The 13,156-nt window shown below is 46.1% G+C and carries 10 protein-coding genes; 3 read left to right on the top strand and 7 right to left on the bottom strand.

The annotated features are described in order from the left end of the window. Positions 1-133: 133 nt before the first annotated feature. Complete coding sequence (locus MHH92_RS06740) at positions 134-1,363, top strand: quaternary amine ABC transporter ATP-binding protein (RefSeq protein ID WP_340902783.1); 1,230 nt, start codon at positions 134-136, stop codon at positions 1,361-1,363. After that, entirely contained in the window at positions 1,329-3,917 is a 2,589-nt protein-coding gene (locus tag MHH92_RS06735; RefSeq protein ID WP_340902782.1) for a glycine betaine ABC transporter substrate-binding protein, read from the top strand. The genes MHH92_RS06740 and MHH92_RS06735 overlap by 35 nt, the downstream gene beginning before the upstream one ends. 254 nt (positions 3,918-4,171) lie before the next feature. On the opposite strand, the gene MHH92_RS06730 is transcribed toward MHH92_RS06735, so the two are convergent. The 6 genes from MHH92_RS06730 to rhaD all read right to left on the bottom strand — a co-directional run bounded on the left by MHH92_RS06730 (position 4,172) and on the right by rhaD (position 11,755). After that, the gene (locus tag MHH92_RS06730) at positions 4,172-4,384 is read right to left on the bottom strand and encodes an immunity 17 family protein (protein WP_340902781.1); all 213 of its coding nucleotides are present in this window, start codon (positions 4,382-4,384) and stop codon (positions 4,172-4,174) included. 588 nt (positions 4,385-4,972) lie between these two features. Then, a complete protein-coding gene (locus tag MHH92_RS06725; RefSeq protein WP_143781084.1) occupies positions 4,973-6,331 on the bottom strand; it encodes an ABC transporter substrate-binding protein in 1,359 nt (452 codons plus the stop codon). Positions 6,332-6,706: 375 nt separating this feature from the next. Then, entirely contained in the window at positions 6,707-7,528 is an 822-nt protein-coding gene (locus MHH92_RS06720; protein WP_036669010.1) for a carbohydrate ABC transporter permease, read from the bottom strand. Beyond that, positions 7,525-8,391: a carbohydrate ABC transporter permease gene (locus MHH92_RS06715; protein ID WP_370739104.1), complete on the bottom strand. Its 867-nt coding sequence runs from the start codon at positions 8,389-8,391 to the stop codon at positions 7,525-7,527. The genes MHH92_RS06720 and MHH92_RS06715 overlap by 4 nt, the downstream gene beginning before the upstream one ends. A gap of 439 nt (positions 8,392-8,830) precedes the next feature. Next, positions 8,831-10,648: an APC family permease gene (locus MHH92_RS06710; protein WP_036669004.1), complete on the bottom strand. Its 1,818-nt coding sequence runs from the start codon at positions 10,646-10,648 to the stop codon at positions 8,831-8,833. A gap of 261 nt (positions 10,649-10,909) precedes the next feature. Further along, a complete protein-coding gene (rhaD, locus tag MHH92_RS06705) occupies positions 10,910-11,755 on the bottom strand; it encodes a rhamnulose-1-phosphate aldolase (protein WP_340902776.1) in 846 nt (281 codons plus the stop codon). A 438-nt stretch (positions 11,756-12,193) separates the two neighbouring features. Between rhaD and MHH92_RS06700 the strand changes: the two genes are divergently transcribed. Beyond that, the gene (locus MHH92_RS06700; protein WP_340902774.1) at positions 12,194-12,544 is read left to right on the top strand and encodes a hypothetical protein; all 351 of its coding nucleotides are present in this window, start codon (positions 12,194-12,196) and stop codon (positions 12,542-12,544) included. A gap of 53 nt (positions 12,545-12,597) precedes the next feature. Here the strand turns inward: MHH92_RS06700 and MHH92_RS06695 are convergent, their stop codons facing one another. Further along, positions 12,598-13,119: a GNAT family N-acetyltransferase gene (locus MHH92_RS06695; RefSeq protein ID WP_340902773.1), complete on the bottom strand. Its 522-nt coding sequence runs from the start codon at positions 13,117-13,119 to the stop codon at positions 12,598-12,600. Positions 13,120-13,156 lie beyond the last annotated feature (37 nt).

The raw sequence follows: 13,156 nt of genomic DNA, 5'->3' as shown, positions 1-13,156 counted from the left end.
CTTAAAAACGTTACCCAGAAAGACGGGAAGCGAAGCAACAATTACCGGATTTCGTGGCTGGGCGCATAAGTGTATGGGCTTATGGATGCTGAAAGCCGTTCGAAGTGCACAACACATCAGAAGGGGTGAAAACATGACCATACTTGAAGTGAAAAACGTGAGTAAATTGTTTGGACCCCAAACCGAGCAAGGTCTGCAATTACTGGAGCAAGGTTGGGGTAAAGAAAAGTTGGCCAAAGAAAAACAGATAACGGTTGGTGTCAACCGGGTCAACATGGACATTAAGGAAGGCGAGATTTTCGTTATTATGGGACTGTCCGGGAGTGGTAAATCCACACTGGTTCGGATGTTCAATCGTCTGATTGAACCAACATCCGGAGAAATTCTGGTCCATGGTAAGGATCTACGCAAGATGAACAAAGAACAATTGCGCGAAGTGCGCCGGAAAACGATTAGCATGGTCTTCCAGAAGTTTGCGTTGTTCCCGCACCGTACCGTTCTTGATAATGTGGAGTATGGATTGGAAATACAAAAAGTAGATAAGGAAGTACGCCGGGAGAAGGCAAAAACCTCACTTGAGTTGGTTGGCCTTAAGGGCTGGGAAGACAAAATGCCAGATGAACTCAGTGGCGGGATGCAGCAACGTGTCGGCTTGGCGCGTGCACTTGCCAATGACCCGGAAGTACTACTGATGGATGAGGCCTTCAGTGCACTTGATCCATTGATTCGCCGTGATATGCAAGATGAGTTGATCGAGCTTCAGGATAAAATGAAAAAGACCATTATTTTCATTACCCATGACTTGGACGAAGCGCTGCGCATCGGCGATCGTATTGCCCTCATGAAAGACGGCGCAGTTGTGCAGATCGGTACACCGGAAGAAATCATGATTCAACCGGCCAACTCATATGTGGCCCGCTTCGTCGAAGACGTGGATCTGTCCAAGGTCCTCACTGCCGCTCACGTCATGCGTCGCCCTGAGACAATCACACTTGACCGAGGTCCTCGGGTAGCCCTCGAACTCATGCGCGAAAATGGTGTCTCTAATCTGTTTGTCATTGACCGTTCGAAGAAGCTACTTGGTGTCATTACTGCAGAAGATGCAACCCGTGCAATGCGCGAAAATAAAGTATTAAATGACATTCTGATCACGGACGGGCCGACAGTGTCGCCTGAAACCCTGATTCATGAATTGTTCGAGATTGTAAGTTCAGCCCATGTGCCGCTCGCTGTTGTTGGTGAGAATGGCCGTCTGCAAGGTGTTATCGTCCGCGGTGCCCTGCTGGGTGCACTTAGCGGTGAAGTTGCAGTAAAGGAGGAACTTGTGAATGATTCCCAAAATACCACTAGCATCGTGGATTGAATCCATCGTTGACTGGATGAGCTCCTCGCTCTCCGGATTGTTTAATGTCATCTCTATTGTTATTCAGGCAGTAGTTGGATTCTTCTCCGGGCTGTTCATGCTGCCCCATCCACTCCTGTTCATTGCCATATTGGGTGTTCTTGCGTTCCTCGTAGGACGACTCCCACTGACACTATTTACGGTTATCGGGTTCTTGCTCGTAGATAACTTGGGATACTGGTCCCAATCGATGGACACACTCGGTCTGGTTATCACTTCAGGATTGGTTTCGATCCTGCTTGGTGTACCTGTCGGAATCTGGCTCGCATACAGTAAAACTGCGGCGCGTATCATTACACCGCTGCTTGACTTCATGCAGACGATGCCTGCATTTGTCTACTTGCTGCCTGCGGTCACATTCTTTAGTCTAGGTGTCGTTCCAGGTGTTATCGCTTCTGTTATATTTGCGATCCCGCCAACGATTCGTCTGACTCACCTGGGTATCAGACAGGTATCTGGCGAATTGGTTGAAGCAGCTGATGCATTCGGCTCAACTTCCATGCAAAAGTTGTTCAAAGTACAGCTTCCACTCGCTTTGCCTACCGTGATGTCCGGTATTAACCAGACCATCATGCTGTCACTGTCCATGGTTGTTATTGCATCCATGATCGGTGCACAAGGTATTGGTGCGGAAGTCTATCGTGCTGTAACACAGCTGCAAATCGGTAAAGGTTTCGAAGCCGGTCTGGCCGTTGTTGTACTCGCGATTGTTCTGGACCGTTTTACACAAAATGTATTTATGCCAGGTCGTAAAAAGAGCTCACGCATTACAGCCAAGCAAAAAGCATGGATCACTGCTGCGGCAACATTCCTTGTGCTTGTAGCTGGTTTCTCACAATACTTCGTTGGTGGCACAACTTCGGCTGGTGGCAACAATTCAGCAGCCAATGCTGTAGGTCAAGAAGTGAACTATCAGATTATCGGTATCGATCCAGGGGCTGGTATCATGAAGTCCGCTGCAAAAGCGATCGAAGACTATAAATTAACTGACTGGACTCTGATTGAAGGCTCTGGTGCAGCCATGACGGCCACGCTGGACAAAGCCATCAAAAATGAAGATCCAATCATCATTACAGGTTGGACTCCGCACTGGATGTTCAACAAATACGATCTGAAATATCTGGAAGATCCAGAGAAATCTTTCGGTGATGCTGAAGAAATTCACACCATCGCCCGTAAAGGTCTGAAAGAAGATCACCCTGTTGCGTTTGAATTCCTGTCCCGTTTCCAATGGACATCGGATGAAATGGGTGAAATGATGACTGCTATCCAAGATGGCACATCTGCAGAAGAAGCAGCTAAAGCTTATGCTGAGAAACATGCCGATCAGATTGCTGAGTGGACCAAAGGTCTGACTCCAGTGAACGGTGATGCATTCAAACTCAGCTATGTGGCTTGGGATTCCGAAATCGCAAGTACGAACTTGCTAAAATATGTGATGGAAAACAAATTGGGTTATAAAGTTAACGCTCTGCAAGTCGAAGCCGGACCAATGTGGACGGGTGTTGCCTCAGGCGACGTAGATGCCTCTCCAGCAGCTTGGCTGCCATTGACACACGCAGACTACTGGGAACGTTACAAAGACCAGGTGGATGATCTGGGGGCTAATATGACAGGTGTACGTACAGGCCTCGTGGTTCCTAAGTACATGACTGAAGTAAACTCGATTGCAGATCTGGAGACCGGTGCAGCTTCTTCCACTCCATCGGCAAGTGCTAATGTGGGCGAAGAGGTTAATCACCAAATCGTTGGTATTGATCCAGGTGCAGGTCTGATGAAGGCCACAGCAAACGCCATTAAACATTATGAATTGTCTAACTGGAATCTGATTGAAGGTTCTGGAGCAGCAATGACTGCATCATTGGACAAAGCTTATAAAAATGAAGAACCCATCATCGTTACGGGTTGGACTCCGCACTGGATGTTCAATCAGTATGATCTGAAGTATTTGGATGATCCCGACTTAATTTTCGGCGATGCAGAGGAAGTTCACACGGTTGGACGTAAGGGAATCAAAGAAGATCATCCCGTTGCCTATGAGTTCTTCTCTCGTTTTAATTGGACTGCAGATCAAATGAGTGAAATCATGGTAGACATTCAAAAGGGCGTTTCGCCTGAAGAAGCTGCCAAGACTTATGCGGAAAAACATCCGGACCAAATTGAAGAATGGACCAAGGGGTTAACCCCGGTTAAAGGTGACAATTTACGTCTCGGTTATGTTGCATGGGACTCTGAAATTGCGAGTACCAACCTGATGAAGTATGTGCTTGAGACGGATCTGGGTTACACAGTCAAAGCACTGCAAGTCGAAGCTGGTCCCATGTGGGCAGGCTTGGCAGCAGGTGATATCGATGCTTCTCCAGCCGTTTGGCTCCCGCTTACACATGGGGACTACTGGAAGACATATGGAGACAAGATTGAAGATATCGCTGTCAGCATGACAGGAGTTAAACAAGGTTTGGTTGTTCCAACGTACATGGATATCAACTCCGTTGAAGACTTAAAAGATAATTAAACCAGATTGAGATGAATAAACCTGAATTTGGTAAAAAGACCACCGGTATTTTTCGGTGGTCTTTTTGTTATGGCTATGTTTTTTTCAGGCATGCTATTTGATTTGATATTGTATCCTGGTCTTACTGCATACTGCTGCTTTAAGCATTCAAACGCTTTTTCCATTTGACTCTTCTCACATATCCTCTTACTTTGCCTTCGCTCATGAACATCGTATGTAGATGATACTTAGTGAGTTCGTTTATTTCCCAATAACTATCCGATCAGCAACAATATTACACCAATGGCAATCATAACAACACCGAGAATACCATATACCACTCTTGCTCCCTGCCGTCCAATGGTCTTTACAAAAATCCCTGCTCTAAAGCTCTTCATAAACCAGTCCCAATTGTTGATACCACCGAGCAAACTAAAAATTCCTGCCGCTATGGCAAATAGTGCGATTAAAACGGGTTGATCTTGCATTTCGTCAACACTCCTTCTATATAATCCTGTTTACTATACCTTCACTTGGTGAAAATTAACAGGCATTAATTAGTAAAAAAAACAGCTTGCAGATGGGAGTCTGCAAGCTGTTTTAGGGAGTTAAACATATTAAATTCATTTGCCCATAGAGAACTAATTTCTACAATACCCGCTGATTTTCGCGAAATCTTTCTAAGCTATATCTTGTCTGGAGAATGAGTACATCCTGCAATTATTCGTAGGTTTTGCCGATTGTTAGCGCGTAGGAGTTTTTTTTACATAAATCGTCATCTCGACTTTAGACCTATCCGTGGTATATAAAATCGAACTACTGACACATGTTAATTAAATATCTTTTATTTTGACATACAATCCCTCATTCTTTTAAGCCATACTTTTGTTACTTGGCCTATGATCAGACATAACCTGTTAATGTTCATCATGTTATCAATGTTGCAATCATTTGTTCAATCAGGTTGTACATTAAGAAAAATCCGTCTTAGGTCTCAGAGGATATCATAAAATTACAACAATGCGACGATCGTTGATGAACGCCGCATCTGGTTGTAATGTGAAATCAGCCTACAATTACTTCTTCACCGTGCTGTTATATTGCGCAATCTTGTCTGTAATTTGTTTGGCTGCTGCATCCAATGCTTCCTGTGGTGTACCTTGTCCATTCAGGACCGTTTCAATCGCTCCTTCGACAAGTTGTCTGGCTTCCGGGAATACACCCATTAATGCCCCGGATGTTGCTGTCGAATCTGCGGAAGCGTGCAATTGATCGACTGCTGTCTGGAATTGCGGGTACTTCGCCATATTATCCTTTAATACTTGCTCATTGTAGGCTGCTGTCGTAATAGGGAAGTATCCTGTCGCAACACTCCAGTTCGCTTGTACCTCTGGTGTAGCCAAGTACTTGATGAATTCCCATGCTGCTTGCTGTTGCGCTTCCGATTTGTTATTCATGATGTACAAGCTCGCTCCACCCACTACAACGCCGCCTTCTTTGGCATCCGCTGGACGAGGCAGGAAGCCTGTTCCGAGTTCAAACTTGCCACCTGAACCTTCTACGATTTTACGCAGGCCAGCTGTGGAATCAAGAGTCATACCGATTTGCTGAGCGGTAAATGCTGCTGTTGTATCGTCTGTGCTACGTCCCAGATTGGAGAGGGTCTTCTCATCAATCATCTTTTTCCACCACGTTAAAGTCTTCACTCCAGCTTCGGAGTTCAGCAGAGACTCTGTAGCTGCTTCATTTCTTCCGTTTCCATTGTTTACATAATCTGCATTCTGGTTTGCAAAGAACTGTTCCATAAACCAGCCGTAGATCGCCATGGATGCACCTGGCTTACCGTCTTTCGCCAGTGCTTTTGCTGCTTGCTCAAACTCTTCATACGTCTTCGGCGGGTTCTCCGGGTCCAGACCTGCTGCTTTGAACATATCCTTGTTGTAATACAGGATCGGGTTGGATGTGTTAAACGGCATGGCGTTCAATTTGCCATCGATGGTGTAGTATCGGATGATGTTTGGCTCCAGTTGGGACAGGTCGAACTGATCCTTGTCGATGAACTGTTGTACTGGCGTAATCATGCCCGAATCGATCATGAACTTGCTACCAATCTCATAGACTTGGATAATGTCTGGACCGCTGTCTGAGCCCATGGATGCTTTGAGTTTGTTCAGACTTTCATCGTACTTCCCTTGATAGATGGGTTTCACCTGAATGTCGGGATGGCTAGCGTTAAAATCGGAAGCGAGTTGGTTAATGGCTTTCTCCCCAGCGCCAGACATGGAATGCCACCACGTTAATTGTGTTGTTTCAGCTGCGGCCGCTTCTGCTTGTGCTCCACTTGCCGGGCTACTTGTTTCAGCTTTTGTTCCGCAAGCGGAAATGACCAACATCAGTGCAGCCAGCATTAATGCAAATGTTCCTCTTTTTTTCAAACGAAATCGCTCTCCTTTTATATGGCTCGCGTACAATAAAATCTTGGGGATGACGCGGTGTGGCCGTTACGGTTACGAATCGTTCTTTTGATCGCTGTTATCCCCGGATTTCTTTTCATTCCCTTTCAAAGGGGGAAATCCGGGGATAAAGGCGAACGCTTTGCTTCTTCAGAATCGATTTCGTCCCCTCCACTACTACCGTCGTTCATTTCAACATCTTATTTGAAGCACGAGCCTCATTTTATTCGCTCTTGGTATCCAGACCTTAAGACCTGATACATGGTTTGATTCAAAACCTCTAAATTAAAATCTTTAGATCAATACCTTCAGAGTTTCCACTTCAATTCAATTAAATAGTTGTAAAACTTTCTCTTCCTACCCCTTCAGCGCTCCTGCGGCCATTCCGCGGACAAGCTGTTTCAACCCGAAGATCAATAACAGTAAGGATGGTAGAATGACCATTGCTGTTCCGGCAAATACCAGATTCCACGCTGTGGATTCCTGGAACTCCAGCATCGAGATTCCGATCTGTGCGGTTCTCATTTCCGGTGTGTTTGTCACCAGCAGCGGCCAGAGATACGAATTGTACATGCTAAGGAATGAATAGATTGCCAGTGTTCCAAGTGCCGGACGGGACAAAGGCAAGACATGCGATATGAAATAGCGAATATGACCACAACCGTCGATCCTCGCTGCCTCAAACAGTTCCTTGGGCAGTTGCATGAAGAACTGTCTTAGCAGGAATGTACCAAACGCCGTTGCCAGAAACGGCACCGTCAACCCCTGGTAACTATCCAGCCAGCCCCAGCTGCGAACTGTCAGGTAATTGGGGATCATCGTCACTTCCCATGGAATCATCATCGTTGCGACAAACATGCTGAAGATGACGTTTTTGCCTTTGAACTGCATTTTCGCAAACGCATAGGCTGCCATACTCGCTGTAATCAATTGACCAAGCGTTGTCAGTCCTGCGACAAGAAAGGTATTGCCGATAAATCGACCGATCGGAACAATATCAAATACTTCGCTAAAGTTGGACAGATCGATGGAATTTGGAATGATATGTGGCGGATAAGCACTCGCATCTTCCGGCGTCATCACGGCCATGAAAAAGGTGTACATCACCGGATACAGCACAAGCGCTGCACAGATCGTCAGTAATACATACAACAGCGTTTTGGTCCATGTCGCACTCATTGGTAATGCACTTTCCTTTCTACCCATTTGAACTGGATCAGGGTCAGCAGCATAATCACCACGAACAGGATCAGTGCCTGTGCACTACCTGTACCAAAGCGGAAATTAACAAAGGCTTCCTGATAGATGGAATATACAAAAACATTTGTACTGTCCATCGGACCACCCCGGGTTAGAATGTTGATCTGACCGAACGATTGAAAAGCACCAATGATTGATACAACCGTGACAAAGAACAACGTTGGTGACAGTAGCGGCATCGAGATTTTGCGAAACGTCAGCAATGGTCCTGCACCGTCCATCTTGGCACTTTCATAGATCTCATCCGGGATGCCCGCCAAACCACTGGATAGAATAATGTAGTTGAATCCAAGGTTCATCCAAATTGTCATGATGGAGATCGAGATCAATGCCCAATCCGGGCTGGTAAGCCAGGGAATTGGATCGATACCTACTTTGCCAAGCAGATAATTCAGCATGCCCAGGGTCGGGTGGAATAGAAACTTCCAGATGACCGCTGACGAACCCACGGATAACACCACGGGCAGAGAGAATACAAATTGGAACACACGCATTCCCTTGAACCGGTTGTGGGTCAGTGCAGCCAGAATCAGAGCAGCCAGCATACCCGTCGGGACTGTAAACAGCACAAATAGTAACGTCACTTTCATCCCTTGCATAAACAGTCCTGATTGGAACACAGCCTTGAAGTTATCCAGTCCTACATAAGCCGCAATCTGTCCCGTCGGATCTGTGGAATGCAGACTGAGGTACACGGACTTAAACATCGGGTAAAACAGAAACACTGCAAACAAAAGCAGCGATGGTGCCAGGAAACCATAGGCCAGCAGATTCTCCCGCATTTGCTGCACACGCAGCGAGGCTGTCCGGCGCGCACTCGTACCGGATACACGCCGTTTGGCGGCGGGCAAGCTGATCCGGTTATCAAGCTCACTCATCGGATTTTCTTCCCCCTTGTTTCACGCATTCAGTGTGTGTGAAATGTTACATCCACTTCAGCACCACGTTATCTAGTGTAAGAGTCAAATGTCACAGCAAAATTCATGCTGAATCAACGTAACGTTAATCATGGACAAGGGACTTTACGGAAATGTGCATCCATTCGAAAGCGGTATCCAGACCGGATTTCACGACAAAAAACCGCAAGAACTCCCCTGTTTGGAGATATCCCTGCGGTTTGATGTGTAAATGGAATATGAACGTTTGTCTATTAATAAAAGTGACTCATTTTACAATAATCTGTAAATATTCCAAACGGGTTAAAGCGATTAACCGTTCGAGTTAACGATTAAGATGATATGGCACCGTTGTGACAATCACGTCTTTGTAATTAATCAGATAGGCTCGGATCATGAAGCTGGTCTGGTTGTGCAGTACATTTTGCCACCAGTGCTTGGTGATGAATTGCGGAATCAATATAGTGATGTGATCGGTCTCAGCCGTTTTCCACTCTACTGTATCAATGAATTTCTTGAGCGGCCCCATAATGCTACGGTATCTCGATTTGATCACGACCAGACGAACACCTGGATTCCACTCCTCCCACTTCTGCTCCATCTTGCGTATCGCCTCATCATCGAAGCCAATGTAAAGTGCGACCACGTGATCCGACATCGTCTGGGCGTAACTGATCGTATTCATGACGACCCGGGTAATGCCTGCAACAGGAATGACAATGGTATTACCTTTTTTGGCTGGCTTATCGACCTGAATATCAATCCGTAGCTCATCTGCAATGTTGCAATAGTGACGGTGAATACGCATGAACACATAAACAACGAGCGGCAAAAAGATAAAGATGACCCATGTCTGTGTGAACTTGGTGAAAATAAAGATCAGGGTAATCGATAATGTGGTCAGCATACCGACGGTATTGACCAGCAACTTCATCTGCCAGCCAGACGGCTTGACTTTGATCCAGCGAATCATCATACCGAGCTGTGACAGCGTAAATGGAATGAACACCCCTACCGCATAGAGCGGAATCAGGCTTTCCGTATTCCCTTTGAACCCGACCACCAGCAGCGCAGACATCACACTGAGGAAAATGATCCCGTTTGAGAAACCAAGGCGGTCTCCTCTGACCATAAATGCATGCGGCATGTATTTATCCTTTGCCATCATGAAGGATAACAGCGGAAAAGCCGAATAAGCTGTGTTGGCAGCGAGGAACAGGATCAGTGCAGTTACACCCTGGATGATAAAATACATCGTGCCCCTGCCAAACGTCGCTTCAGCAATCTGGGAAATGACCGTTGCTTTGGGATCAGGCTTCACTCCGTACCCATAAGCCAGTAAGGTGATTCCGATGAACATGGCTCCCAATATACAACCCATGAGCAGTAATGTACCCGCGGCATTTTTCTCGGCAGGCTGCTTGAAGTTCGGGATTGCGTTACTTACCGCTTCCACGCCAGTCAAGGCCGAACAACCGGAGCTGAATGCTTTCAGTAACAGAAACATACTCACATGGGATAGACTTGTTCCGAATTCAGGTGCAGCTGCTTCCATCCCCCCGGCAAGAAATTTGATTCCGCCCGAGATAATCAGAACCGCAATCGAAAAGATAAACAGATAAATCGGGATCGCCAGCACAGACGCTGACTCCGTTACTCCCCGCAAATTCATAATCGTTAGAAAAACAATCATAATCAAAGCAATCACAACACTGTAGTCATGCAGCATAGGAAAAGCCGACGTAATCGCATCCGTCCCTGCCGACGAACTTACCGCAACGGTCAAAATATAATCGACCAGCAGAGATCCTCCGGCAATCAGACTGGATGTTGTACCCAGGTTATCCTTGGCTACGATATAAGCGCCGCCCCCTGTTGGATAAGCAAATATCGTCTGGCGATAGGAAAAAATTAAAATGACGAGTAATCCCAGCACGGCGATCGAAATCGGAACAGAGTACCACAGGGCGGCGAATCCGGCCGCAACGAGCACCAGCAAAATCTGTTCCGTACCGTAGGCAACGGACGATAGGGCATCCGAGGACAGGATGGCGAGTGCCTTCCATTTCCCCAATTTTTCTCCATCCAGTTCAGCCGATTTCATGGGCTTGCCTATTAAGATTCTCTTCATTTTGCCAAGCATGATCATAACTTCCTTCCGTCTCTCATCTGTGAAGCATTGTTATTATGCAAAATCGCAGAGCCGTTGACAATACGTCATTTCACCCGAATTTCGCCAGCGCGTGATAATGCATTCTACGATTCAATAATCGATAACAAAGCCATTCTTGTTCAGCAATTTGAACTTTTTTGAACCAAAATGACGATTGTTCGTCAAAAAAAAGGAAATGGCCTTTGGTTCATTGAACCAAAGACCACTTCCTTGATCTATGCGTTGACTATTTTATCTGCCCAGAATTCCGGGACGAGGGGTAACACCAAACGCTTGTGCCAGTGTGGTCAGCTGCTCATCTGTAATTCTCTGCCGGATCTCGTGACCAGCGACCAGCATATACACTTGGGCTGCCTTCTCGATCGTCTCAATCAGACCAAATGCCTCGTCAATCGTTGTTCCTGTTCCAAAGATGCCATGTTGCGGCCAGATGACCGCGTGGTATTCTTTCATTTTCTCAGCCGTTTCGCGTCCAATCTCGTTTGATCCAGGAATCATCCATGGAATAATGCCGATCCCATCCGGGAATACAACCACACACTCCGTGCACATCTGCCACAGCGTTTTCGTGAATTTTGCTTCATCCAATTCGTGGATAAACGTCATAGCCAATACATGAGTGGCATGGTTGTGCATGACAACCCGGTGGTTCGGGTCCAATTTCAAACGTTCGATATGGCTCATGAAATGTGTAGGCAACTCACTTGTTGGATTCGCCCCGGACTTCAATCCCCAGAGCACTTCCAGCTCCTGTCCATCCTGCGATACACGCAGCAACCCTAGATTACTCTCCGGATCAGCGAGTACATTTTTGAAATATTTGCCCGATGCGGTCACGATAAAATACTTGCCTGCCAGCTCATGCACCGAAAATGCCGGTTTGATCTTGCGAATCACATGATGGATATCGATATATTGGGCAACTTCCTCTTCCTCCAGCAGATAGCTGACATTACCGCCATTACGCTCATCCCAGCCATTTTTCCACATATGTTGTGTAATCTCAGCCATCTCACGGACAAATGGGATATGGAAACCTGCAACCTGCGTTGTTTCATTGGTAAGGGTCACGTTCATGATCAATCTCTCCTTATATTGAAAATCAAATGGCTTGCCATGTACATAGTAAGTTCTTTATTTCACATTCATTATACCTTTGTTTATCTTTGATAGTCAATGAAAAACACAGAATTAAACTTTTATTTATTTTTGTTTAGTTTTGTTTATTTGAAAATAAAACAAAAAAATACCCCACCGGCGCCCGGCGGGGTCAGTCACACATCTATTTAACACGAGAAGGGGTTTACAAGACTTATCTTACCTCTGCTACCTTAATAGAAGCTGAAAGCGAAATAAAAAAAGCATGAAAACATATATCCCCTTTGGCCAGAAGATTCAGTCCCTCCTTCTCATTCAGTACATATATCTCTTTGTCCAAACGCTTTTGTCGACTCTAACATATGCTATTCTAGCTTTTCTCAGAAAAAGTCATTCATAAAAAAAGGAGATGGACCTATGGCAGTCCTTTCTACAGGCCCGATCGAGAACAACCTCTCCGGTGGCAGCAGGCCTACACAACAAGTCACCATCAAAATGGTCAACACCGATTCCATCAATACGTCCAATGTACTCATTGAAGGTTATTTCCTAAATGGAACGAGGACCTTATATGTGCTGCAATCCGTTAATCTGACCCCCGGGCAAGTCTCCTCTCAAACCTACTATGCCAACCTGGATGGATACGAATATGTATTCACAACGGGTGGAGGCGCAGCTGCATCAACTGAAATTTCAGTGTGGGGAAAAGACAGCACCGGGCAAATCGTCACCGCACATCGTATTGTTTCGAATGAACTAACTCTATAAAAAAGAGGAAACCGGATGCCCTCAATCCCTGTCCTTCATTGGTCGGGGGTTTCTTATTTTCGCAGCACATACGATGGATGCTTCTTTCCTGTTGGTTCATAACGTTCATCACCTGTATACTCAAATCCCAGCTTGATCAAGATGTGACGTGACACTTCATTATCCGGATGATGCCCGGCAAACAGTGCCTTCACATTCATTTTGTCAAAGGCATAACCAATTACCGCCCGCGCCGCTTCCTGTGCATACCCTTTGCCCCAGTGATCCCGGGTTAGATGAAATCCCAATTCATAGATCTCCTCTTCTGGAGAATACGGACGCAGGCCACAGCAACCGACAAACACCTCCGACTCTTTCTCAAAAAGGGGCCAATATTGCACCCCCGCTTCCTTTTGCCTTTGAATTTCCTGTGTTAATCTCGCTTCTACTTCATCCTCGCTCAGAAATCCCTTGCTGCTAATCCATTTGGCAACCTCATGATCGCCCCACAATGCAAACGCCAGCGCACGATCTCCTTCATTCCAAGTCGCACATTCCAACCGTTCGGTTTCAAATAAGATTGTTCTATTCATCATCCACTAACCTCCTGTATGCCAACACCAATCTGCGTGC

This window comes from Paenibacillus sp. FSL M7-1414, assembly GCF_038003195.1.
Taxonomy (GTDB): Bacteria; Bacillota; Bacilli; order Paenibacillales; family Paenibacillaceae; genus Paenibacillus; species Paenibacillus amylolyticus.
The sequence above is the reverse complement of the archived record's forward strand: the minus strand, read 5'-3'. Positions and strand labels throughout refer to the sequence as shown.

Coding starts and splice junctions, on each gene's coding strand:
- MHH92_RS06740 (WP_340902783.1), top strand. CDS start 134: ATGACCATACTTGAAGTGAAAAACGTGAGTAAATTGTTTGGACCCCAA.
- MHH92_RS06735 (WP_340902782.1), top strand. CDS start 1,329: ATGATTCCCAAAATACCACTAGCATCGTGGATTGAATCCATCGTTGAC.
- MHH92_RS06730 (WP_340902781.1), bottom strand. CDS start 4,384: ATGCAAGATCAACCCGTTTTAATCGCACTATTTGCCATAGCGGCAGGA.
- MHH92_RS06720 (WP_036669010.1), bottom strand. CDS start 7,528: ATGAGTGCGACATGGACCAAAACGCTGTTGTATGTATTACTGACGATC.
- MHH92_RS06715 (WP_370739104.1), bottom strand. CDS start 8,391: ATGCGGGAGAATCTGCTGGCCTATGGTTTCCTGGCACCATCGCTGCTT.
- MHH92_RS06710 (WP_036669004.1), bottom strand. CDS start 10,648: ATGCTTGGCAAAATGAAGAGAATCTTAATAGGCAAGCCCATGAAATCG.
- rhaD (WP_340902776.1), bottom strand. CDS start 11,755: ATGAACGTGACCCTTACCAATGAAACAACGCAGGTTGCAGGTTTCCAT.
- MHH92_RS06700 (WP_340902774.1), top strand. CDS start 12,194: ATGGCAGTCCTTTCTACAGGCCCGATCGAGAACAACCTCTCCGGTGGC.
- MHH92_RS06695 (WP_340902773.1), bottom strand. CDS start 13,119: ATGATGAATAGAACAATCTTATTTGAAACCGAACGGTTGGAATGTGCG.